The sequence below is a fragment of the Mesorhizobium sp. M0208 genome (assembly GCF_040322015.1).
Taxonomy (GTDB): domain Bacteria; phylum Pseudomonadota; class Alphaproteobacteria; order Rhizobiales; family Rhizobiaceae; genus Mesorhizobium.
This window is the reverse complement of the sequence record NZ_JAMYSP010000004.1, coordinates 265,201-288,467: the sequence shown is the minus strand read 5'-3', so window position 1 is coordinate 288,467 and position 23,267 is coordinate 265,201. Positions and strand designations below refer to the sequence as shown.

At 62.1% G+C, this 23,267-nt stretch carries 20 protein-coding genes and 2 pseudogenes; 4 read left to right on the top strand and 18 right to left on the bottom strand.

What is annotated here, in order from left to right; translation table 11 throughout:
- The 3 genes from NKJ17_RS07000 to NKJ17_RS06990 form a co-directional block, all read right to left on the bottom strand.
- Positions 1 to 1,681: potassium transporter Kup (locus tag NKJ17_RS07000; protein WP_352687646.1), on the bottom strand; the 1,681-nt coding region annotated here is incomplete at its 3' end.
- 157 nt (positions 1,682 to 1,838) lie between these two features.
- A complete protein-coding gene (locus tag NKJ17_RS06995; RefSeq protein WP_352505658.1) occupies positions 1,839 to 3,752 on the bottom strand; it encodes a potassium transporter Kup in 1,914 nt (637 codons plus the stop codon).
- Positions 3,753 to 3,848: 96 nt separating this feature from the next.
- Positions 3,849 to 4,589, bottom strand: coding sequence for a pyridoxine 5'-phosphate synthase (locus NKJ17_RS06990; protein WP_352687644.1), 741 nt, complete (start codon positions 4,587 to 4,589; stop codon positions 3,849 to 3,851).
- 115 nt (positions 4,590 to 4,704) lie between these two features.
- Between NKJ17_RS06990 and NKJ17_RS06985 the strand changes: the two genes are divergently transcribed.
- Entirely contained in the window at positions 4,705 to 5,109 is a 405-nt protein-coding gene (locus NKJ17_RS06985; RefSeq protein ID WP_352505656.1) for a SpoIIAA family protein, read from the top strand.
- A 6-nt stretch (positions 5,110 to 5,115) separates the two neighbouring features.
- On the opposite strand, the gene NKJ17_RS06980 is transcribed toward NKJ17_RS06985, so the two are convergent.
- The 12 genes and pseudogenes from NKJ17_RS06980 to NKJ17_RS06925 all read right to left on the bottom strand — a co-directional run bounded on the left by NKJ17_RS06980 (position 5,116) and on the right by NKJ17_RS06925 (position 17,389).
- Positions 5,116 to 6,243: an ATP-dependent DNA helicase gene (locus tag NKJ17_RS06980; RefSeq protein ID WP_023720791.1), complete on the bottom strand. Its 1,128-nt coding sequence runs from the start codon at positions 6,241 to 6,243 to the stop codon at positions 5,116 to 5,118.
- Between the two features lie 141 nt (positions 6,244 to 6,384).
- Positions 6,385 to 6,717, bottom strand: coding sequence for a nitrile hydratase accessory protein (locus NKJ17_RS06975; protein WP_352505674.1), 333 nt, complete (start codon positions 6,715 to 6,717; stop codon positions 6,385 to 6,387).
- A gap of 19 nt (positions 6,718 to 6,736) precedes the next feature.
- A complete protein-coding gene (gene nthB / locus NKJ17_RS06970) occupies positions 6,737 to 7,396 on the bottom strand; it encodes a nitrile hydratase subunit beta (protein ID WP_352505655.1) in 660 nt (219 codons plus the stop codon).
- Entirely contained in the window at positions 7,393 to 7,998 is a 606-nt protein-coding gene (nthA, locus tag NKJ17_RS06965) for a nitrile hydratase subunit alpha (protein WP_352505654.1), read from the bottom strand. Before nthA ends, nthB begins: the two co-directional genes overlap by 4 nt.
- Positions 7,999 to 8,054: 56 nt before the next feature.
- On the bottom strand, positions 8,055 to 11,213 hold the full coding sequence (locus tag NKJ17_RS06960; protein ID WP_352687641.1) for an efflux RND transporter permease subunit: 3,159 nt from the start codon (positions 11,211 to 11,213) through the stop codon (positions 8,055 to 8,057).
- The gene (locus NKJ17_RS06955; protein WP_352687639.1) at positions 11,210 to 12,454 is read right to left on the bottom strand and encodes an efflux RND transporter periplasmic adaptor subunit; all 1,245 of its coding nucleotides are present in this window, start codon (positions 12,452 to 12,454) and stop codon (positions 11,210 to 11,212) included. The genes NKJ17_RS06960 and NKJ17_RS06955 overlap by 4 nt, the downstream gene beginning before the upstream one ends.
- A 168-nt stretch (positions 12,455 to 12,622) precedes the next feature.
- Positions 12,623 to 13,219 (bottom strand): annotated as a pseudogene (locus tag NKJ17_RS06950) (LysE family translocator).
- 61 nt (positions 13,220 to 13,280) lie between these two features.
- Positions 13,281 to 13,853 carry an acetolactate synthase small subunit gene (gene ilvN / locus NKJ17_RS06945; protein ID WP_023676680.1) on the bottom strand — a complete coding sequence of 191 codons (573 nt, stop codon included), beginning with the start codon at positions 13,851 to 13,853 and terminating at the stop codon, positions 13,281 to 13,283.
- Between the two features lie 66 nt (positions 13,854 to 13,919).
- Positions 13,920 to 15,671 (bottom strand): acetolactate synthase 3 large subunit, encoded by a 1,752-nt coding sequence (locus NKJ17_RS06940; RefSeq protein ID WP_352644617.1) that lies wholly within the window; start codon positions 15,669 to 15,671, stop codon positions 13,920 to 13,922.
- 291 nt (positions 15,672 to 15,962) lie between these two features.
- The gene (locus NKJ17_RS06935) at positions 15,963 to 16,487 is read right to left on the bottom strand and encodes a GNAT family N-acetyltransferase (protein WP_352687637.1); all 525 of its coding nucleotides are present in this window, start codon (positions 16,485 to 16,487) and stop codon (positions 15,963 to 15,965) included.
- 22 nt (positions 16,488 to 16,509) lie between these two features.
- On the bottom strand, positions 16,510 to 16,821 hold the full coding sequence (locus NKJ17_RS06930; RefSeq protein WP_352475319.1) for a hypothetical protein: 312 nt from the start codon (positions 16,819 to 16,821) through the stop codon (positions 16,510 to 16,512).
- A 1-nt stretch (position 16,822) separates the two neighbouring features.
- Positions 16,823 to 17,389 carry a helix-turn-helix domain-containing protein gene (locus NKJ17_RS06925; protein WP_352644620.1) on the bottom strand — a complete coding sequence of 189 codons (567 nt, stop codon included), beginning with the start codon at positions 17,387 to 17,389 and terminating at the stop codon, positions 16,823 to 16,825.
- Positions 17,390 to 17,540: 151 nt separating this feature from the next.
- Here NKJ17_RS06925 and NKJ17_RS06920 point away from each other — a divergent pair, with 151 nt between their 5' ends.
- Complete coding sequence (locus NKJ17_RS06920) at positions 17,541 to 19,367, top strand: ATP-binding protein (protein WP_352687635.1); 1,827 nt, start codon at positions 17,541 to 17,543, stop codon at positions 19,365 to 19,367.
- A 36-nt stretch (positions 19,368 to 19,403) separates the two neighbouring features.
- Here the strand turns inward: NKJ17_RS06920 and NKJ17_RS06915 are convergent, their stop codons facing one another.
- From NKJ17_RS06915 to miaA, 3 genes are all read right to left on the bottom strand, one after another.
- A complete protein-coding gene (locus tag NKJ17_RS06915) occupies positions 19,404 to 19,790 on the bottom strand; it encodes an ester cyclase (protein ID WP_352644624.1) in 387 nt (128 codons plus the stop codon).
- Positions 19,791 to 19,937: 147 nt separating this feature from the next.
- Entirely contained in the window at positions 19,938 to 20,732 is a 795-nt protein-coding gene (locus NKJ17_RS06910) for a GGDEF domain-containing protein (protein WP_254818928.1), read from the bottom strand.
- A 104-nt stretch (positions 20,733 to 20,836) separates the two neighbouring features.
- Positions 20,837 to 21,805: a tRNA (adenosine(37)-N6)-dimethylallyltransferase MiaA gene (gene miaA / locus NKJ17_RS06905; RefSeq protein ID WP_352687659.1), complete on the bottom strand. Its 969-nt coding sequence runs from the start codon at positions 21,803 to 21,805 to the stop codon at positions 20,837 to 20,839.
- On the opposite strand from miaA, the gene serB reads away from it, so the two are divergent.
- Positions 21,795 to 22,682: a phosphoserine phosphatase SerB gene (gene serB, locus NKJ17_RS06900; protein WP_352687633.1), complete on the top strand. Its 888-nt coding sequence runs from the start codon at positions 21,795 to 21,797 to the stop codon at positions 22,680 to 22,682. The two genes, miaA and serB, sit on opposite strands and share 11 nt — an antisense overlap.
- Positions 22,679 to 23,250, top strand: a pseudogene (locus NKJ17_RS06895) (GNAT family N-acetyltransferase). The gene serB and the pseudogene NKJ17_RS06895 overlap by 4 nt, the downstream one beginning before the upstream one ends.
- Positions 23,251 to 23,267: the final 17 nt, after the last annotated feature.

Genomic DNA, 23,267 nt, shown 5'->3' with positions numbered 1-23,267 from the left:
CCATGTAGCCGAAGGTCAGCGTCACCCGCATGAACAGCTCGTTGACGGTCTCCATCTTCACCCGCTCGCTGTCGGGCACGACCGGCTGCGGCGCCGTCACAACCGAAAGGATGACGTTCTGCTCATGCAGCACCTTGTAGTGCTTGAGGCTGTGCATCAGTGCCGTCGGCGCGCTCAGCGGATCGCTGGTCAGGAACACCGCGGTGCCCGACACCAGATGCGGCTTCTTCTTCAGCAGATTGCCGGCGAGGAAATCGAGCGGGATCTCGTTCCGGCGGGTCTTGTCGAACAAATAGCGGCTACCGCGGATCCATGTCCACATAGTCATCACGATAACTGCGGCGATGGCAAGCGATGCCCAGCCACCTTCAAACACCTTGACTATGTTGGCGGCAAAGAAGCCGGTATCGACGAAGGCGAACACGGCCATCAAGGCGATCGCGACGCCAAGCGGCCATTTCCAGATGCGCGTCATCACAACAAAAAGCAGCACATTCGTCACCAGCATGTTGCCGGTCACCGAAATACCGTAGGCCGAGGCCAGGCGGCTGGATTCGCCGAAGCCGACCACCAGCAACATCACGACCAGCGCCAGCATCAGGTTGATGCGCGGCAGATAGATCTGGCCCGACTGTTTTTCCGACGTGTGCTGGATGACGAAACGCGGCAGCATGTTGAGCTGCACCGCCTGCCTGGTCAGCGAGAAAGCGCCGGAGATCACCGCCTGGCTGGCGATGACGGTCGCCGCCGTCGCCAGCACGACCATCGGAATAAGCGTCCAGCCCTGGTTCATCTCAAAGAAGGGATGGCCGACAACGCCGCCATTTGCCAGCACGAAGGCGCCTTGCCCGACATAGTTGAGCAATAGACAAGGGAACACGATTGCCAGCCAGGCGAGCACGATCGGCTTGCGGCCGAAATGGCCGAGATCGGCATAGAGCGCCTCGGCGCCGGTGACGGCGAGGAAGACCGCACCAACCGTGACGAAGGCCACGTCGGGCGAGTTGACCAGGAACGACACGATGTAATGCGGGCTGATCGCCAGCAGGATTTCCGGATCGGCGATGATGTGGTTAATGCCGGAAAGGCCGATGGCCAGGAACCATAGCGCCGTGACTGGCCCGAACACCAATCCTACGCCGCCGGTGCCGAACCGCTGTACCGCAAACAGGATCGCCAGGATGGCCAGTGTCAGCGGCACCACATAGGGCTGAAATGTCGGCGTGACGACATTCATACCTTCGACCGCTGATAGCACCGAGATCGCCGGCGTAATGACCGCGTCGCCGAAAAAAAGCGCCGCGCCGACGATGCCGATGCCGAGGATCACCGCCGAGCGCGTCGGAAAACTGTTGCGCGCCAGCGCCATCAGCGACAGCACCCCGCCTTCGCCTCGATTGTCGGCACGGAGCACGAACATGATGTATTTGATGGTGACGGTGATCGTCAGCGACCAGATGATCAGCGAGAGTACGCCCAGGATGTCGCCACGGTTGGCGACATTGCCACCGGCTGATGCATGCAACGCCTCTCGGAATGCATAGATCGGGCTGGTGCCGATATCGCCGTAAACCACGCCGAGCGCGCCCAGCATCAGCACCTTGGTGCTGTGCTGCTCGACCTCAGAATGGCTGGATTGTTCGACAGGTTCTGCCTCGTTACCAGCATTGGTAAGGGCCATGGACGACACTCCGATAAGCGCGCGGTGCTCTACGCTTGCTGCGCTGCAATATCAAGTGCCGTCACGTAATGGCTCCGTCCCGATATTGCGAGTCCTCCACGACTTGGCAGACTCAGTCCCATCGGCAGACTACCTGGAATGTCGCAACGGACACGTTTCAAATAGCCACCTGCGTCCCGATCTCGACGACGCGTCCGGTCGGGATCTGGAAATATTCCGTTGCATCGGCCGCCGAGCGCGCCAGCCCGATGAACAGCTTGTCCTGCCAGACCGGCATGCCGGAATTGGGCGAGGCCTTGAGCGAGCGCCGCGACAGGAAGAAGGAGGTCGTCATGATGTCGAACTTCCAGCCCTGCTTGCGGCAGATCGCCAGCGCACGCGGGATGTTGGGCTGCTCCATGTAGCCGAAGGTCAGCGTCACCCGCATGAACAGCTCGTTGACGGTCTCCATCTTCACCCGCTCGCTGTCGGGCACGACCGGTTGCGGCGCCGTCACCACCGAAAGGATGACGTTCTGCTCGTGCAGCACCTTGTAGTGCTTGAGGCTGTGCATCAGTGCCGTCGGCGCGCTCAGCGGATCGCTGGTCAGGAACACCGCGGTGCCCGACACCAGATGCGGCTTCTTCTTCAGCAGATTGCCGGCGAGGAAATCGAGCGGGATCTCGTTCCGGCGGGTCTTGTCGAACAAATAGCGGGTGCCGCGGATCCATGTGGACATGATCAGCCCCATGCCGCAGGCAACCGTGATCGACACCCACCCGCCTTCGAGGATCTTGACGACGTTTGCGAGGAAAAATCCGGTATCGATCGTGCCGAACAGCAGTGTGAGCGCGGCCGCCAGTGCAAGCTGCCATTTCCACCGGAACCGCATCACCACGAACAGCAGGATGGTCGTCATAAGCATTTCGCCAGTCACCGAAATGCCATAGGCGGAAGCTAGCGAACTCGAACTGCCAAAGCCGACCACCAGCAACATCACGCCCAGCGCGACCACCAGATTGACCCGCGGCATGTAGATCTGGCCGGACTGCATCTCGGAAGTATGCTGCACCTCGATACGTGGCAGCAGATTGAGCTGCACCGCCTGACGCGTCAGTGAGAAAGCGCCGGAGATCACCGCCTGACTGGCGATCACCGTCGCTGCCGTGGCCAGCCCAACCATGGGCATTAGCGCCCAATCCGGCAGCATCTGGAAGAATGGATTGGTGGGTTTGCCGCCGTTGGCAAGAACGAACGCGCCTTGTCCGAAATAGTTGAGGAGCAAACAAGGAAACACGACAGCAAACCATGCCAGCACGATCGGCCTGCGCCCGAAATGGCCGAGATCGACATAGAGGGCTTCGGCCCCGGTGACCGCCAGGAACACCGCCCCGACCGTGACGAAAGCGCCGGTGGGCGTATTGGCTAGATAAGCGACCGCGTAATAGGGATTGACCGCCAGCAGGACCGACGGATCGTCAAGCAGATGGTAGACCCCGGCGGCGCCGATTGCCAGGAACCACGCTGCCGTCACCGGCCCGAACACGGCCGCCACCCTGCCGGTGCCGAACCGTTGCACGGCAAAGAGCATTGCCAGGATGACAAGAGTGATCGGAACGACAAAGGTTTCGAGCGTCGGAGCCATCACTTCCAGGCCCTCGACAGCCGAAAGCACGGAGATGGCGGGCGTTATTATCGCGTCGCCGAAAAAAAGCGCCGCGCCGCAAAGTCCGATCCCCAGAATGAACGGGGCTCCCTTTGGATAAGCACTACGCGCAAGCGACATCAGCGACAGCGTGCCGCCCTCGCCCTTGTTGTCGGCTCTGAGGACGAAAGCGACGTATTTTATCGTGACGATGATCGTCAGCGCCCAGACGATAAGCGACAGCACACCGAGGACGTCGTTGCGCGCTACTGGTCCCGACGACGCGTGCAGTGCTTCCCGAAATGCGTAAATTGGGCTGGTGCCGATATCGCCGTAAACCACGCCCAACGCGCCCAGCATCAGCACCTTGGTGCTGTGCTGCTCGACGGTGGAGTGGCTGGATTGCTCGATGGGTTCTGCCTCGCTACCAGCGTTGGCAAGGGCCATGGACGACACTCCCATAGACGTTCGGTGCTCTATGCTGCGGGGATGGAAAGGGCGCGCTGCCGTGCCGGGAACGCAGGGCTATCGGCTCGCCTCTCTCTACCAGCCACAAGCCTTCAGAAACCGCCTGACCGTTCCAGCCATGCCATACCCCAACGCATCGGCTGTCAACCCATGCCCGATCGACACTTCGGCCAATGCCGGGATGCGCCTGGCCAGTGCCGGCAAATTGCTCACCACAAGGTCGTGCCCGGCATTGACCTGGAGCCCTGCGGCCAGCGCGGCATCCGCCGTCTTTCCCAATTTCTCCAATTCCTTCGCCGCTTTTGCCGAATCGGAATGATAGCTGCCGTATGGACCCGTATAGAGTTCGATCCGGTCGGCGCCGGTGTCGCGAGCAGCTTTCACGCCATCGGGGTCAGGATCGGAAAACAGCGACACGCGAAAGCCTCCCTTCTTCAGGCGCTTGACAACCGGTGTCAGGAACGCAGCCTCGGCGGCGAAGTTCCAGCCATGATCGGAAGTCGCTTGCGCCGGGTCGTCGGGCACCAGCGTCACCTGCTCGGGCTGATGCTTTTCCACAAGCGCCAGGAACTCCGCGGTCGGATAGCCCTCGATGTTGAATTCCGCATTCGGGAACTCGTCGTCGATCAGCGCCCTGATCTGCGGCAGATCGGAATGCCTGGTGTGCCGCTCGTCGGGTCGCGGGTGCACCGTCAGCCCATGCGCGCCGGCGGCAAGGGCAATGCGTCCAAGCCCGGTCACGCTTGGCCACGGCAGGTCCCGCCGGTTGCGCAGCATGGCGATGGCGTTGAGGTTGACGGAAAGCTTTGCAGGCATTTGCACGGTTCCAGGCTGATCTCGGCGCGCATCTATACCGCCTTTAAGGGGAACAGACAGAGGGTTTCAGGTGTTCCAAGGTGAACTAAGAAAATCGAGCGCAAGGAGTTGCCTGTTGAATTTTCTCGATGCCGTGCCCGCGATCCGCCGCATCGATACCGATCGCGAAGACCTCCTCGCCATCGATGTCGTCGGCCATGTCGCAGCGGCCGGCGCCGAAAACCTGTTTGGATTGCTGGAAGCGGCCTACGCGCTGCACTCGAAAATCGACGTGCTGGTGCGCCTGATCGATCATGAGGGTGTCGACTGGACCGACGTATCGGACGAGACGATCGAACAGGGCATAGCTCATGCAGTGGAGCATATCGGCCGCTGCGCCGCGGTCGGTGAGCCGAACTGGATAGCCGAGGCAAGAGCCTTTCTGCCTGCCTCTGTGCCTATCGAACTCCGGCATTTCGAGGCCAAGGACGAGGCCGCCGCTTGGGAATGGCTTGGCGCCAACCCGATCGCCCAGCGCTGATGCGGCCTATCGGACGATCGTCAGCCGTTCGGCCGCGCGCGTGATGGCGGTGTAGAGCCAACGCTGCCGGGTTTCCTTGAACGCCCAGCTTTCGTCGAAAAGCACGATCTCGTTCCACTGCGACCCCTGCGCCTTGTGCACGGTCAGCGCGTAGCCATAGTCGAAATCGTCGAAACGCTTCTTCTGCTGCCAGGGAATGTCGGCGTCCGGATCTTCGAACGCCGCCTTGAGCAGCTTGATCTTGGCGACGCCGCGATCCGGGTCGTCTTCCTCCGGCGAAACCAGCAGATTGATGCCGGGCTTGACCGTCTCGCGCGACGAGGTCATCACCTTCCACAGCGAGCCGTTGAGCAGTCCCTTGGCCGGATCGTTGCGAAGGCAGACCAGCTTGTCGCCGGCTTGCGGATAATCGGCGTTGAACCCCTTCAGCTCGCGCAGCCGCTGGTTATAGCGGCGGCGCGTGCGGTTGGTACCGACCAGCACCTGGTCCGCCTTCAGCACCAGTTCCTGGGTGACGTCTTCCTTGCCGATCACTTGCGCCGCGCCATAGTCGCCGCGCATGAACTCGCGGCCCTCGCGCACGTCGAGCGCCAGCCTGATGATCGGGTTGTCGCGCGCCTGGCGGTGGATTTCGGTGAGCAGAATGTCCGGCTCGTGGTCGGTGAAGAAGCCGCCGCCGGAGATCGGCGGCAACTGGCCGGGATCGCCAAGCACCAGGATCGGCGTGCCGAAGCTCATCAGGTCACGGCCAAGCTGCTCGTCGACCATCGAGCATTCGTCGATGACGACGAGCTTGGCCCGCGAGATCGGGCTTTGCCGGTTAAGCGAAAAGGTCGGCGACATCGAGGTTTTGCCGGTCACCTCGTCCGCTACCGATTCCTCGCCTTTCGGCCGGTAGATCAGCGAATGGATGGTACGGGCATTGACCGCGCCCTTGGAACGCAGCACCTGCGCCGCCTTGCCGGTAAACGCGGCGAACTGCACCTGGCCGTCGACATGCTCGGCGAAATAGCGCGCCAGCGTCGTCTTGCCGGTGCCGGCATAGCCGAACAGCCGGAACAGCTGCGGCTTGCCGGCTTTCAGCCAGCCGGCCACTGCCTTCAGCGCCTCGTCCTGTTGAGGAGAGAATTCCATCAGCGCGACAGACCGGATTCGCGAGGGAAAGACAAGGCGAGTGCCATCACCATCAAATTTCACCGCCGGCAACTGCGCCGCTGCGACAGGATTATCAGTGACGAACAGGAACGTAAAGAGAACAAACCAGGCGACCGCAGCTTACCGAACCCGCCGTGGATCGTTCTCCAGCAGGATCGGCTTGCCATGCGGCGTTGCGTGCGCGGCGCGTTCCCAGGCAGCGGCAATGGTGTCCACGTCTTTCTTGCCGGCAATGCCTTTGGCCGACAGCAGCTTTTCCAGCGCCGCCAGCCAGTGCTCGTAGTAATCGCGACCGTCGCGCGCGGCGCCCGGCCGCTTCACCTCTGCCGACAAAGCATCCGCCCATTCGCTCCACGAAAACAACCCGTTATCGTGCAGTGCTACCGTCATGGCAAAGGCCTCTGCTTGCCACGGCTCGGCAAACACAGGCGCCTCGACACCGGCTGGCGACATAGCGGCGATTGAGCTCGTCTCACGCCGACTCAAGGTAGTTCTCCCACGCATCGATCGAAACGACAAGTGTCGGGTCGGCGCCCTCGCCCCAGATTTCGCTGCCGGTGAAGGCCACCGTATAGACCCATTGCGGGTTTTCACCCTGGCCGTGCGCGTTTGTGTCGGGAAAAACAAAGCCGCCGCGCACAGCCTCGACGACACCTTGCTTGCCGCGTGCATAGCGCGGGAGCCTGGTGTGGCCCGTCGGATGGAAATTCTTCGTACGCACAGTGTCGCCCGCCTTGAACCGCGCCGGCGTAGCGACCGGCCGGTCGCAAGGCCCGCCCTTGGCCAGCACCGCCGGAACATCTTTAGCCTTCAGCACCCGTTTGGGTGTCGCTGCAGGGTCGACTGCGTCGCCCGTGGCCAGGTCGCGGTCGCCGACGAAACCATGGCGTTTGAGCAGCACCTCCAGCGCCTTGATCCATATCTGGTAGTAGCTGGAGGCATAATAATCCGCTGGATGCAGCGATTCCCGCGCGTGCCGGCTCTCGTCGATGTTCCAAGCGCCCATGGCGCCGGCGCACAACGTCACGCCCAGCGCCCGCCTTTCCCAATCGGTATGGAAATAGGGTTCGTCCGGTTCTGGCGCGACCGGCCCGAAACCCATCTGGCCGCCGAGATCCTGCGGCCCGTTCATGCCGGCTCCCGCGCCAACGCGGTGCCGATCATGGCATTGCGCGTCACAAGATCGGCGAGCCGTGCCTCATCCCAGCCCTCGGTGCCCCTTGGCTGCATAGGCACCACCAGATAGCGAAGCTCGGCGGTCGAATCCCACACCCGGATTGTTGTCGTCGCCGGCAAGATCAGCCCGAATTCCTCGAGCACGCCGCGCGGATCGATCACTGCGCGCGAACGGTAGGGCGGCGCCTTGTACCAGACCGGCGGCAGGCCGAGCACCGACCACGGATAGCAGGAGCATAGCGTGCAGACGACGAGGTTGTGCGTGTCGGCCGTGTTGAAGACCGCCTGCATGTGCTCGCCTTGCCGGCCGGTGTAGCCGAGCGATTCGATTGCTGCCGTCGCGTCACACTTCAGCCATGCGGCAAACGCGGGATCAACCCAGGCTTTCGCCACCACCTTTGCGCCGTTGCGCGGCCCGATCTTGGTCTCGTAGGTGTCGACAATGACATCGATCGCCGCCGGATCGATCAGGCCTTTGCGGGTGAGAATCGTCTCCAGCGCGCGCACGCGCGCCGCAAAAGGATCAAGCTCGTTGTCATGGTGGTGATTATGCGGCATGGCGTCAAATTACGATCGCGGACCCCCGGCCGCAAGCACCACGGCTTGGGCCAGCGCTATTCGGCTGCCGCCTTTTGCGGCACTGGTTCTTCCTCCTCGTCGAACAGTGACGGCTGGTCGACCGCTTCGACCGGCCTCGGCTCGCCCCGGCGCCGCGCCCAAAGCCTGACCAGCCAGCCGGAAAAATGCTCCATGTAGACGTAGATGACGGGCGTGACGAACAGCGTCAGTGCCTGCGAGGCGACGAGACCGCCGACCACCGCCACGCCGAGAGGCTGGCGCAGTTCCGCACTGGCGCCGGTGCCGAGCGCGATCGGGATGGTACCCATCAGCGCGGCAAGCGTGGTCATCATGATCGGTCGGAAGCGCATCAGGCAGGCCTTGTGGATGGATTCGACAGGCGACAACCCCTCGCGCCTAAGCTCGAGCGCCACGTCGATCATCATGATGCCGTTCTTCTTGACGATGCCGATCAGCATCAGGATGCCGATCACCGCGATCACCGACAGGTCCATCCCCGCCAGCCGCAGTGCCACCAGCGCGCCAAGCACCGCCGACGGAAGCCCGGTCAGGATGGTAAGCGGATGGATGAAGCTCTCATAGAGCATGCCGAGAACGATATAGATGGTGAGGATCGCGCCACCGATCAGCAGTCCCTGGTTGGAAAGCGAATCCTGGAAGGTCTTCGCCGTGCCCGAGAAAGTGGTCGAGATCGTCGGCGGCATGCCGATCTTTTCCTTCAGCGCATTGATGTGGCTCACGCTGTCGCCGAGGGCCACGCCCTGCGGCAGATTGTAGGAGATGGTCACAGCCGGAAGCTGGCCGAGTTGGTTGACGGTCAGCGCACCAGCGGTCCGATCGACACGGGCGAACGCGCCGAGCGGCACCAGGCTGCCGCTCGCCGTTCTCACCTTGATGGCCAGCATCCGCTCGGGCGACCACTCGATCTTCGGGTCGAGTTCCATGATCACGTCATAGCTGTCGGCCGAGCCGAAGATGGTCGACACCTGCTGGGTGCCGAAACCGCCATAAAGGCTGGAACGCAGCGTGTCGGTATCGACGCCGAGCGTCGCCGCCTTGTCGCGGTCGATCACCAGCGTCGCCTGCAGTGCGTTGTTCTGCAGGTCATTGGTGACGTCGGTGAAGGCAGCATGATCGGCAGCCATCGCGTCCGTCAGCTTCTGCGCCCAGACGTTCGTCAGGCGGGTATCGAGGCCCTGCACGGCAAGCTGGTAGGCACTCGCCGAAGAACGCGCGCCGAGCCGCAGGTTCTGCACCGGCTGCATGTAGGTTTCGATGCCGGGCACGTTGGCAAGTTGGCGCCGCAGATCCGAAAGCACCTTGTCGATGTTCGGTCGCTGGTCCTTGTCTTTCAGCTGCACAAACAGCTGGCCCTGGTTGAGCGCATTGCTTCCACTGCCCGCCGACCAGCCGACATGCGCGACGTAGGGCGAATGGGTGAAGACATCCGCCACTTGCCCCTGCAGCTTCACCATGGCGTCAAACGAAATATCCTGGCGCGCAATGGTCGTTACTGAGACCTGGCCGATATCCTCCTGCGGGAAAAAGCCCTTCGGCGAGATCTGGATCAGCCACACCGACAGCCCGGCGGTCACGAGGAAGACAAGGAAGACAAGGAAATTGTGGTGCAGGCAGAATGTCAGCAGCCTGTCATAGCCCCGCATGAAGACGTTTTGTCTGTGGTCCCCGCCATGCGCTGCTTTCTGCTCGGCTTTCGATAATGACAACAGCCGCGAGCACAGCATCGGCGTCAGCGTCAGCGAGACGAACATCGACGCCAGGATGGCGACCGTCACCACCACCGCGAATTCGTTGAAGATGCGCCCGATCACGCCGCCCATCAAAAGCACTGGAATGAACACGGCGACCAGCGAGATCGAGATCGAGATGATGGTGAAGCCGATCTCGCGCGCGCCCTTGAGCGACGCCTCGAGGGCCGAGAGCCCGTCCTCCTCCATATGGCGGAAAATATTTTCCAGCATGACGATGGCATCGTCGACGACAAGGCCGACCGCCAGCGTCAGCCCCATCAATGAGACGTTGTCGATGGAAAAGCCGAACAGGTACATCACACCCAGCGTGGCGATGAGCGAAATCGGCACCGCCACTGCCGGGATGACCGTCGCCGTCACCCGGCGCAGGAACAGGAAGATCACCATCACCACCAGCGCGATGGTGAGCAGCAGCGTGAACTGCACGTCGTACACCGCCTCGCGGATCGACGTCGAGCGGTCGTTGAGCAACTGGATGCTCGCCGCCGCCGGCATCTGACCCTCGAAGGAAGGCAGCATCGCCTTGACGCGGTCGACGACGTCGACGGTATTGGCATCCGGCTGACGCTGCACCGCCATGATGATGGCGCGGGTGCCGTCGTACCAGCTTGCCGTCGTTGTGGTCTCGACCGAATCGATGACGCGGGTCACCTCGCCGAGCCGCACCGGATGTCCGTTCTTGGTTGCGATGATGATGTTGGAGAATCCCGCCGCGTTGGTCAGCTGCGTGTTCGCGGTGATCGTCAGTTGCTGTTTGTTGTTCTTGAGCACGCCGAGCGGCGTGTTGCTGTTGGCCGAGGCAATGGCCGTCTGCAGCTGGTCGATCGAGATGCCGCGCGCGGCGAGCGCCGTCGGATCGATCTGGACGCGTACGGCATATTTTTGCTGGCCGTAGATCGAAACCTGCGCAACGCCATCGATTGTCGACAGCGATGGCGAAATCACATTCTCGGCAAAGGCATCGAGATCGGTCAGCGGAATGGTGTCGCTGACCAGCGACATCAGCAGGATCGGCGCGTCGGCTGGATTGACCTTGCGATAGCTCGGCGGGCTGGTCATCTCCGGCGGCAATTGTCGTTGCGTGCGTGCGATCGCCGCCTGCACGTCGGCGGCGGCGTCGTCTATGTCGCGGTTGAGCACGAACTGAATGGCGATCGAGGTCGAGCCGAGCGAGTTGGTCGTCGAAATCGAATCGATGCCGGCGATGGTGGCAAACTGCTTGATCAGCGGCGTTGCCACCGAGGTCGCCATGGTTTCCGGCGAGGCCCCGGGCAGCGAGGCCGAGACGTTGACCACCGGAAATTCCGCGCTTGGCAGTGCCGCCACCGGCAGGAATTTGTAAGCAAATAGCCCGCCCAGAACCAGAGCGAACGACATGAGCAGCGTTGCGACCGGCCTGCGGATGCAGAATTCGGAAATCATGGCTGTGTTCCGCCCGTCCGGTCAGCCTCGGCGACCTTCGGAGCCGCCTGGTCGCCGGTGCCGGTCGAAGCCTTGCCTTCGCGCACCGCCGCACCGTTCTTCAGCTTGGTCTGGCCTTCGACGACGACACGCTCGCCGCTTTTCAATCCTTGGCTGATCGCGGTGTTGGCGCCTTCTGTCAGCGCGACCTGCACCGGCCGCATTTCAACGGTGTTGTCCGGCTTGATCACATAGACGAACGGTCCCTTCTGGCTGGGCTGGACGGCAACCGTCGGAACCGACGTCATTTGTGGCATAATGCCGGCATCGAGCACGACATTGACATATTGGCCCGGCCACAGCGAAAGATCGGCGTTGGGCACGCTGGCCCGCGTTGCGATCGTGCCGGACGCGGTATCGACGGAGGAATCGACGAAATCCAGGGTTCCCCTGCCGATCGGCTTCGGGTCGCCATCCTTGGTCAGCGTCACCGCGCCTTGCTGCGGCGCCGCCAGCGCTTTGTGCAGTAACGCAAGATCGCTTTCGGGGAGATTGAAATTCACCTGCAACGGGTCGACCTGCGTGATCGTCACCAGCGGGGTCGACGTGCTGCTGCTGTTGCTGGTGGTGACGAGATCGCCGACGGCGACGCTGACCGCGCCAAGCCTGCCGGAGATCGGCGCCCTGATCGTGGCGAAGCCAAGCTGGATTTGGTCCGCATCGATCGTTGCCTTGTCGGCGTCGACGGTGGCCGCTGCGGATTTCTGCGCCGCGACAGCCTGATCGTAGGTCTGCTGTGTGCCGGCCTGCCTGGCGACAAGATTTTTGGCCCGCAGAAGATCGGCCGTAGCGCTGGCAAGCAGCGCCTGATCTTTTGCGAGCGTCGCCTGATCGCGTGCCAATTGCGCCTTCAACGAGCGATCGTCCAGCGAGAACAGAAGGTCGCCTGCCTTCACCATCTGTCCGTCCTTGACCGCGATTGCGACGATCTGGCTCGAGACCCGTGCGTTGATGCTGACCACGGCAGGAGAGGACACGAAGCCGATGGCATAGCGCCGGACCGGAAAATCGGCCGTCGAGGCGGTGGCGGCAACCACCGAAGTCGAACGCGCGGCACTTGCCGCTGCAGCGGGTTTGTCCGCCGCCGTCTGCTTCGCCGACACCAGATGCTGAAGGTCGCTCATTGCGCTGGGCGAAAGATAGAGCCACGCCGCGGCAACGCAGGCTGCAGCGATCACCGCAAATACGATCTTTCCGCGCATCGACAAAAGGCCTCTCGATCCGACACGCCGCTATCCGGTGGCCGTAGTCTAGCTCAACTCGCAGCCGATTGCCGCGCTTTTGCCAGATAATAGAGGATGCCGAAGGCGAAAAAGGGCCAAAACCCGTCATTACGAAGATTTAATGTGCAGTGCACAATAAAACGGCAGCTAACGCAGCATCGGCCACAGCGTAGCCGCCAGCATCATGCCCATGGCGATGTTGAACCATTTGAGCCGCACCGCATCTGCCAGAAAACCGCGCAGCGCCATGCCGAAACCGGCCCAGGTCGAAATGCTCGGCAGCATGACGACGGCGAACGCAGCCGCGATCAGCACCACGGACACAAACGGGCGCTCCGGGTTCGTATAGACGGCCATGGCCGTAATCGCCATCACCTAGGCCTTGGGATTGACCCACTGGAAAGCCGCAGCCTCGATGAAGCGCATCGGCTGGCCCTTCGCCTCGCCTTCGCCGCCGAGCGACCGCGACATGGCGATCTTCCAGGCGAGATAAAGCAGGTAAAGGCCGCCGGCGATCTTCAACCCGGTATGCAGCACCGGAAAGGCCGTCAACACGGCGCCAAGCCCGAAGCCTACGGCAAGCAACAGCACGAGGAAGCCGAAGCCGATGCCGAGCATGTGTGGCACAGTCTTGACCAAGCCGAAATTCACACCCGAGGCCAGAAGCATGAAATTGTTCGGACCCGGCGTGACCGAGGTCACGAAGGCATAAACCAGCAGAGCAAGGAATGCATCGAAGGTCATGCCGTTTCCCTAAATCAATGCGATCGGTGGCAAAGCGATGAGACAGAGCCAAGCTGGATGACTACATCCCTTGCGGGCCGCGGTTCATCGCCGCCACCCCGGTGCGGCAGATCTCGACGAGCCCGAGCGGTTTCATGATGGCGATGAACTGATCGAGCTTGGACCCCTTGCCGGTGATCTCGAAGATGAAATGCTCGGTGTTGGCATCGATGACGCTGGCGCGGAATGCATCGGCGAGCCGGAGCGCCTCGACGCGGGCTTCGCCGGTGCCGGCGACCTTGACCAGCGCGAGTTCCCGCTCCAGTGGCCGCTCCTGTCCAAATTCCTGCGACCGCACGGTGAGATCGACGACGCGGTGCACCGGCACGATGCGCTCGAGCTGGTGCTTGATCTGCTCCAGCACGTGCGGCGTGCCGCGCGTCACGATGGTGATGCGCGACAGGTGCTTTTCGTGCTCGGTTTCCGAGACCGTCAGGCTCTCGATGTTGTAGCCACGTCCGGAAAACAGGCCGATGACCCGGGCAAGCACGCCCGGCTCATTGTCGACCAGGACCGAAAGCGTGTGGTTCTCTGGTTTTTCCGTCTCCTTGGCGATGAAATAGGCCGAGCCGGTCGGTTGCAACTGTGCGTTCATGACATGAATCTCGATTTAAAACTTTTGCGCTAATCTGCTGTTTCCGCACAGCTTCCTCGAACCAGGCTACACCAGTTCCCTGCCCTTGGCGTCGATCGCGTTGGCCACAGCTTCGTCGGTCGCCTCATCAGGCAACAGCATCTCGTTATGCGCCTTGCCGGACGGGATCATCGGGAAGCAGTTGGCGAGCGTCGCCACGCGACAGTCGAAGAGGACGGGCTTCTTGACCGCGATCATCTCCTTGATGGCGTCATCGAGCTCGTCCGGCTTGTCGCAGCGAATGCCGTGGCCGCCATAGGCTTCGGCGAGCTTGACGAAATCCGGCATCGCCTCGGTGTAGGAATGCGACAGCCGGTTGCCATGCAGCAGCTGCTGCCATTGCCGCACCATGCCCATATACTGGTTGTTGAGGATGAAGATCTTGATCGGCGCCTCGTGCTGCACCGCCGCGCTCATCTCCTGCATCGTCATCTGCACCGAAGCGTCGCCGGCGATATCAATGACCAGCGCATCCGGATGCGCGATCTGCACACCGAGCGCCGCCGGCAGGCCGTAGCCCATCGTGCCCAATCCGCCGGAGGTCATCCAGCGGTTCGGTTTCTCGAAATGATAGTGCTGCGCCGCCCACATCTGGTGCTGGCCGACCTCGGTGGTGATGTAGGTGTCGAGGTCCTTGGTCAGCGCATAGAGCCGCTGGACGGCATATTGCGGCATGATCACCTCGTGGTTCATCTTGTAGGCGAGCGAATCGCGGGCGCGCCATTTGGCAATCTGCTCCCACCACGGGTGAAGCGCTTTCTTGTCGGCCTTGGCGGTTGCCCGCCACAGCCGCACCAGATCCTCCAGCACACGCCCGACATCGCCGATGATCGGCACGTCGGTGTGGACGTTCTTGTTGATCGAGGACGGGTCGATGTCGATGTGGATCTTCTTCGAATTCGGCGAAAACGCCGTCAGCCGCCCGGTGATGCGGTCGTCGAAGCGCGCGCCGATGCAGAGCATGACGTCGCAATCGTGCATCGCCATGTTTGCCTCATACGTGCCGTGCATGCCGAGCATGCCCATCCAGTTCTTGCCCGACGCCGGATAGGCGCCGAGGCCCATCAGCGTCGAGGTGATGGGAAAGCCGGTCAGGTCGACCAGCTCGCGCAGCAGATGGCTCGCCTCCGGGCCGGAATTGATGACGCCGCCGCCCGAATAGATGATCGGCTTCCTGGCGCCGGCCATCAGCTCGACCGCCGCCTTGATCTTTTCCAGGTCGCCCTGGACCTTCGGCTGGTAGCTGGTGCGCGGCGCCGTCTGCGGCGGGACATAGATACCCTTGGCGAACTGAACGTCCTTCGGAATGTCGACGACGACCGGACCGGGGCGCCCTGTCGTTGCCACATGGAAGGCCTCGTGGATCGTTGCCGCGAGCTCGTTGACGTCCTTCACTAGCCAGTTGTGCTTGGTGCAGGGTCGCGTGATGCCGACCGTGTCACACTCCTGGAACGCATCCGAGCCGATCAGCGAAGTCGGCACCTGGCCGGTCAGGCAGACCAGCGGGATCGAGTCCATCAGCGCGTCCTGCAATGGCGTCACCGCATTGGTGGCGCCCGGCCCCGAGGTCACCAGCATGACGCCGGCCTTGCCGGTCGAGCGCGCATAGCCTTCCGCCGCGTGGCCCGCGCCCTGCTCGTGGCGGACGAGGATGTGCTCGACCTCGTCCTGCTGGAAGATTTCATCGTAGATTGGCAGAACCGCGCCGCCCGGATAGCCGAAAACATGCTTGACGCCATTGTCCTTCAGCGCCTGCACCACCATTTCGGCGCCGGTCATTTCAGTTCTTGGCATTTCAGTTCTTGGCATGTCGCGCCGCTCATTCTGTCCACTGCTCATCGGTCTGGTCCCGTACTGTTCGCCATCAGGCGATTGCTCGTCGTTTAGTCGTGTTTCGGGCAATAAAAAAGGCCCCCGAGGGAGCCTGTGTCTTGCGCATGGGAGGTCATCGCCCGGCGGTTACACCGCCTCGCCCACGCGCTTTCCTACGAGAATGAGTGCCTTTTTCATGGTGGCGGACAATAGAATTGGTTTGACGCCGCTGTCAACGGCGAATCTGCACGGGCCGGATCAGGCTGAACCAATCCGTTTCCAGTAGATGAGGGTGGCTGTGAGCCCGCCATGCGGCTTCAGCGCATAATCCGGTATTTCGCCGGCCAGCGTGAAGCCGAGCTTTTCATAGAGGCCGGAAGCCCCCTCCTCTTTTGCCGTGTCAAGAACCAACAACGTGCGGCCTTTCTCCACGGCAACGGCTTCCGCCGCCTCCATCAGGCGGGTTGCTATGCCCTTGCCGCGGCAATCGAGGCGGGTCATCAGCTTGGCGATCTCGGCCCGGTGCGGCTGGTTGGGAGGGCAGTCGAGCAGCAAGGTGACTGTGCCGACCAGAGCCTCGCCGTTCCAGGCCCCAAGCACCGCCCTTTCGCCTTTGGCGGCCGCCTGAAGGGACTTGCTCCAGAAGGCCGCGGCCATCTCCGGCGCCAGCGGATGCATGAAGCTGACCGAGCCGCCGGCAGCGACTGTCCCGATCAGCAGATCCGCCAGCATTTTTTGCGTTCCGTCAGTATTGCTGAGTGGCCTGATTTCGATCGAACTCATGTGGTTTCCCCTTCGCCACCCGTCAGTCGAAATGACTGGTCCGCTTCCGCCTCCTGGCCCGGCGGATTTCCGCGATGCGATCGGCGTCTTCCTCTTGCAGATGTCGCCCGCGTTCCAGCAGTTCGAGCGTGTATTCCTCATAGGTCAGGCCCAGCCGCTCGGCCTTGTCCAGCCGCATCAGCATGATCTCGCGGCTCGGCGCTTTCCATGCCTGGGCATGGGCGGTCCGCCAGGCAAGAAAGACATAGGGATCGCCCTTGCCCCAGGGCGGACCGTCATAGTCGTCGAGCGGCGGTCCACCATTGTCGGAGCGTTTCGGACGGCGTGCCTTCACCTCAGCGCCTGGCCAACGCAACCAGATAGTCGGCGGCGTCCGGCCCCGGAGCGTGGAAGACGCAATCTGATGGCGCGCCGAGCGCCAGGCAGTCGCCGGTTTCGAGCTTGTGAACGATGTCGCCCTCGGTGAATTCGAGGCGCCCGGAGATCAGCCATATCTGTTGCCTGATGAAGGCATAGGACGCCGCCGGGAAACTTACCTTGGCGCCGGCCGGCAACTGGACCCGGATCAGTTCGAGCGGCATGTCGGAGACCGGCGAAAGATGCCGCCGCACATAACCCGTAGCCGGATCGCGCCACAGCGGCTGGTCACCTTCGCGAAGCAGGCCACCGCCCTGCAATTCCGCCCTTGCGATCAATGTGGACAGCGTCATGCCAAAGGCGGCCGCGATGCGCACGAGGAGTGCCGCCGTCGGGCTGGTCATGCCGCGCTCTATCGTGCTCAGCATGGCTTTCGAGACATCGGACCGCTCCGCCAATTCAGCCAGGGACCAGCTGCGAGCCACCCTTTCGGTGTGTATCCTTCTGCCGATAGTAGAGGATATGTCGTTCGCTATATCATCCATTAATCCAATATATCGAAATTTTTTTGCGAGGCAACGCCCGTTTCGTCCAGTTTTCGCAAACTCCTTAATGTCCGCTAAACCATCCGGCCTCATCCCACCTTAACCCCGTTCGCCTAGGCTCATCGCTTGGGAAAAGGGGACCGGCCTGTCCATGCTCGTTGAACGCGAAGCCTCCATTGGGGAACCGACTTTGCTGGAGCGCCGCAGGGCGGAGCAGAACGACAAGCGCATTCTGGGCAATGTCGTGCAATGCGACGGCGCGCGCGCCACCATCAGCGCCTATGCCGACGACATCGAAGGCACGGTCACCGGCCTGTGGAGCGTCGGCAAGATGATCTCGATCAATCTCGGCACATCACGAACCGTCGGCCTTGTCTATGAAATCGGCAAGTCGGATCGTGCCTGGAGCAGCGAGGGCCAGAATCCGATCGAGGTCAGCATCGAATTGATCGGCGAGGTGCGCGACGGTGCCGAACCCGGCGCGAAGCCGATCTTCGACCGCGGTATCACAACCTACCCGCATATCGGCGCCATTGCCCATCGTATCCGCAGCCGCGACCTGCAGGCCGTCTACGATCTCGCCGGTCGTCATTCGATCACCATCGGCACGCTGTCGCAGGACGAGGCCATCGACGCCAATATCGCCATCGATGATACGCTGGCGCGCCATTTCGCCATTGTCGGCACCACTGGAGTTGGCAAATCGACCGCCGTGTCGCTGCTCTTGCGCAAGTCGATCGCCGCCCGGCCCGATCTGCGCGTGCTCATCCTCGATCCACACAATGAGTTCGCCGCATCGTTGCCCGAACATTGCGTCAGGGTCGATTCGACGACGCTCGACCTGCCCTTCTGGATGTTCAAGCTCGAGGAATTTGCCGAGGTGCTGTTTCGCGGCCGCGAGACGGTCCCGGAAGAGGTCGACGCCTTGCGCGATCTCATCCCCGCGGCCAAGAACCTCTACCGCAATCCGAACTCCGGCAACTACCTACGGCGCAGCACCGACGCGCTGACCGCCGACGCGCCGGTGCCCTATCGCGTTGCCGACCTCATCAAGCTGGTCGACGAGCGCATGGGATTGCTGGAAAGCAAGAACGATCGCCCGACCCTCAAGTCACTGAAGGCACGTATCGAATCGGCGGCATCCGATCCGCGCTACCGTTTCATGTTCAACTCGCGCCTGATCGAGGACACCATCCACGAGACGATCGGCAACATTTTCCGCGTGCCGCATCACGGCCGCCCGGTGACCTGCTTCGAAATGGCCGGCATGCCGTCCGAGGTGGTCAATTCCGTTTGCTCGGTGCTGGCGCGGCTGGCCTTCGACCTGGCATTGTGGAGCGAAGGCCGCTTGCGGCTGCTCTTCCTGTGCGAGGAAGCGCATCGCTATATGCCGGCCGATGCGCGCCTCGGTTTCGCGCCTACGCGGCACGCGCTGTCGCGCATCGCCAAGGAAGGCCGCAAATATGGCTGTTATCTCGGCGTCGTCACCCAGCGCCCGGGCGAACTCGACCCGACCATCCTGTCGCAGTGCTCGACGTTCTTTGCCATGCGGCTCGCCAACGAGCAGGACCAGGCGATCATCCGCTCGGCGATCGCCGATTCCTCGGCCTCGACGCTGGCGTTCCTGTCTTCCATGGGCCAGCGCGAGGCCATCGCCTTCGGAGAAGGCGTGGCGACGACGATGCGGATGAAGTTCGAAAAACTCTCCGAGGATTTGATCCCAGGCACCGCCAAACGCGAGAATGCCTTGCCGTCCGAAACCGGCGACGAGGTCGACCTAGTGGCGATCGTCGAACGGCTGCGCAACATGCCGAAATCACAGCAGGCAATGCCTTTCGCGGAAGTCGTCGATCCGGGCCGGCAGGCCGGCGATTCGGACTATCGAAAGCCGTCGGCCGCACGCACCCAGCGGAACGACGATTTCGACTTGCGATACGGCCTCAAGCCGGCGACCTTCGGGCTGCGTCCGCCAGAATGATCGAGCCGAGCGACTTTTAGGCAGCGCTCGCAGATATCACAGCTGAGCTTCGATGGCTGTCTTGTCTATAATTGACCACACCTGGCCAATTTTCCCTCTCTGAAACTCATAGAATACGTTCTCGGCAAACGAAATTCTTTTCCCGCTCACATCGAGCCCAAGGAACGTTCCCCTTGGCGCGCAGTCGAAGCTTAGCCGGCTCGCTACATAAGGCGGATCGGCAACCAATAGCTGAATGTCGAAGTAAAGGTCCGGAATTTGGTCGAAGTCTCTCACCAACATTTCGAGATAGCCGGACAATCCGAGCTTGCGACCGTTGTGGGTCACTTCATCATGGACAAACCGCCCCAGGTTTGGCCAATCCTGCTTGTTTAGACATGCAATATAGCCCCGATAACGATCTGAGAGGTCGGATTTAGTCACGGCAACACCTCTATTTCCGACAAGCCCCACAAAGGCAGCATCTCAGCTTGACTGGGTGACATCGGTCTGCGTGCACCGGAAACGCGAAAAACGATACCAGACGGCCAGCATCACGAATTTCCACATCACGAATTTGACGACGGAATTTCAGGCGCAGACGCGGTTGCGCCCTTGCCTCTTCGCCTCATAGAGCTGGCGATCGGCGCGGCGATAGAACTCCTCGGCGGTTTCCTTGCGATCCCAGACAGCAAGCCCGACGCTGGTGGTGATTTTCAGTCGGACATTGCCTGTCAGCACCGACATGTTGGCGATCGCCTTGCGGATGCGCTCGGCGAATTTGGATAGCAGCTCGGCATCCATATTGGGCGTGACCACCGCGAACTCCTCGCCGCCGAGGCGCGCCACCACGTCGTGATAGCGTGTCATGTCCTTGAGACAGTTTGCGACCGCCCGCAACACCTCGTCGCCGACATCGTGGCCGTGGCTGTCGTTGACCTGCTTGAAATGGTCGAGGTCGAGGATCATCAGCCCGACTGGTTTCTCGATACGGCGGAACTCTTCGAGATATTCCTTCAGCGCATCGTCGAAGTAGCGCCGGTTCTGCATGCCGGTAAGGCTGTCGGTGAGCGCCGCATGCTCCAGCGTCTCTGAACGCGCGCTGAGCGAAACGGTCATGGCACGCAGCTTGCCTTCTTCCGTCGCCTGCTTTCGGATCAGCGGGTAGATGAAGAAAATGCCGAAGAACAGCGCAGTCGCCAGCAGCACGCCGGTCGCAAACAGCAGCTTGTTGAGATAGATGATTTCATCGAGTTCCGAAGGCGTATTGCTAATGTCGGCGGCCAGGGTTTGCAGGAGCCCATAGGCGTAAAGCGTCACCAGGCCGGCGGCCAGGATCACAAAAATAAACACAAAAAAGGCTGATTCCGCCTTATGGAAACGCATCTGCTCCCCGTTGGAAAGTTCCTATCGATCTTATGGCATGCGGGAACTTACGGACAGTTAACCTGGACAACTTCAACGCGAAATGGCCCCTCGGTGTCGACTTTTCAGGTTGCGCTCGAAGGAGGGGGTGAGGGCATCGAGTCGATCCCCTCACCCGGACGCAATCTCTGCCATTCCGGGCCCAATTGGTGCCTGAACCAGGTCGTCTGCCGTTTGGCATATTGCCGCGTCGCGATCTTCGCGCGCTCGATAGCCTCGGGAAAACTGATGGCGCCGGCCAGCGCGGCCTGGAGCTCGCGAACACCGATCGCCTTCATCGCCGGCAGGTCGGGATCGAGGCCGAGCGCCGAAAGCTGCTTCACCTCGTCCAGTGCCCCCTTGTCCAGCATGCGGTCGAAGCGGGCATCGATCCGCTCCACCAGCGCCGCTCGCTCCGGCTCGATGACGAAAAAGCGCGCGCTGCTCCTGTCGATCAACGGCCGGCCACGCGCGGCCTGCCATTCCAGGATGGAACGGCCCGATGCGTCGAGCACCTCCAGCGCCCGCACGATGCGCTGGCCATCCGTCGGCCTCAGCATCATGCCGGCCGCAGAATCCTCGCGCAACAGGATGCGGTGCAATCTCACTGCGCCCTGTTCCTGGAGTTCGTAGCGCCAGCGATCGCGGATCGACTTCGGAATGTCGGGCATCTCCGAGATACCTTCCGTGAGCGCCCGGAAATAAAGCCCGGTACCGCCGACGAAAATCACTGGCCGCTCCGAGAGCGTGCCGTCGTCCATCAGCTTCGTGACATCACGCAACCAGGCGCCGGTGGAATAGGCAGTGGACGGATCGACGTGTCCATAAAGAAAGTGAGGGACGCGGGCGAGTTCGGCAGGACCAGGCCGCGCCGTCAGCACGTCGAGCACCGAATAGCCTTGCATGGAATCGGTGTTGACGATGACACCGCCATTGCGCTCGGCGAGGTCGAGTGCGAGCGCCGACTTGCCGCTGGCGGTCGGCCCGGCTATCAGGATCGCGTTCTTCACGCGGCCTTCGCCCGCCTGTCCGCTGGAATTTTCGATGCCGCTGATCGCCACGCTTCTATCCCATCCCGCCGGCCGCGCATTGACGTCGACGCTAGCGAATATGGCCTCGCGGTCGGTCGGCGCAAGCGCTGTTCGCTGGCTGGCCGAAGGCATCGCCTGCGAGCTCGACTTGCCGGAGACCGCCGACGCTTCCGAAATAACGGCGCGCCTGCATGCCGCGCTTGCTTCCAAACCGATCGACGTGGCCGTCCAGCCAGCTGAGAACAGGCGCAAGAAGATCCTGATCGCCGACATGGATTCGACGATGATCGACCAGGAATGCATCGACGAGCTTGCCGACGAGATCGGCGTCAAGGATCGTGTCGCCGCCATCACCGCGCGATCGATGAACGGCGAGATTGCATTCGAGCCGGCCTTGCGCGAGCGCGTGGCGCTGCTCAAGGGTCTCGATGCCGCAATCATCGACCGCATCATCGACAATCGCCTGACGCTTGCCTCCGGCGGCCGCACGCTCGTCCAGACGATGGCGGCCAGCGGCGCCTGGACGGCGCTGATCTCCGGTGGTTTCGACATCTTCACCACCCGCATCGCAGCATTGCTCGGCTTTCACGAAAATCGCGCCAACCGCCTGATCGAGCAGGATCGCCGCTTCACCGGCTTGGTCGCCGAACCGATCCTCGGCCGCGCCGCCAAGGCCGAAGCCCTTATCGAGATTTCCGCCCGCCTCGGCCTGACACCTGCCGATGCCATTGCCGTCGGCGATGGCGCCAACGATCTCGACATGATCCGTCTTGCCGGCATCGGCGTCGCCTTGCATGCCAAGCCGGCCGTAGCAGCCGAGGCAAAGATCCGCATCGACCACGGCGACCTCACCGCCTTGCTTTATCTGCAGGGTTATCGCCGGGAGGAATTTGTCGAATGACGCCGATCCGCACCGAGCGCCTGATCCTGCGCAACTGGGAAGATCGTGACCGCGAGCTCTTCCATCGCATCAATTCCGACGAGTTGGTCATGGAGTTCTTTCCGTTTCGCCGCGACCGCGCCCAGGCTGACGCCAAGATGGAGGAGTTGCGCGCGGCTATCGATCGCGACGGCTTCGGCTTCGCGGCCGCTGAGATCGCAGCCACAGGTGAATGCATCGGCTTCGTCGGCGTAACCCGAACCGATCATTTGCCATTCCTGCCGCCCGGCACGATCGAGATCGGCTGGCGGCTGGCACCCGAATTCTGGGGCCGCTTCTATGTCACCGAAGCAGCCGAAGCCTGGCTCACCTATGGCTTTGAAAGACTTGGCCTCGATGAAATCGTGTCCTTCGCAGTCAGGATAACAGCCGGTCCATTGCCGTCATGGAGCGCCTGGGCATGATCCCCGACCCCGCCTCCGACTTCGACCATCCAGGTGTTCCGGACAACCACACCGCACTCAGGCGACATGTCTTCTACAGGCTGTCACGCACAGACTGGCAGGCAAGAAAAAGAGCGGCCCGGTAGCCGCCCTTTTCCTTTCA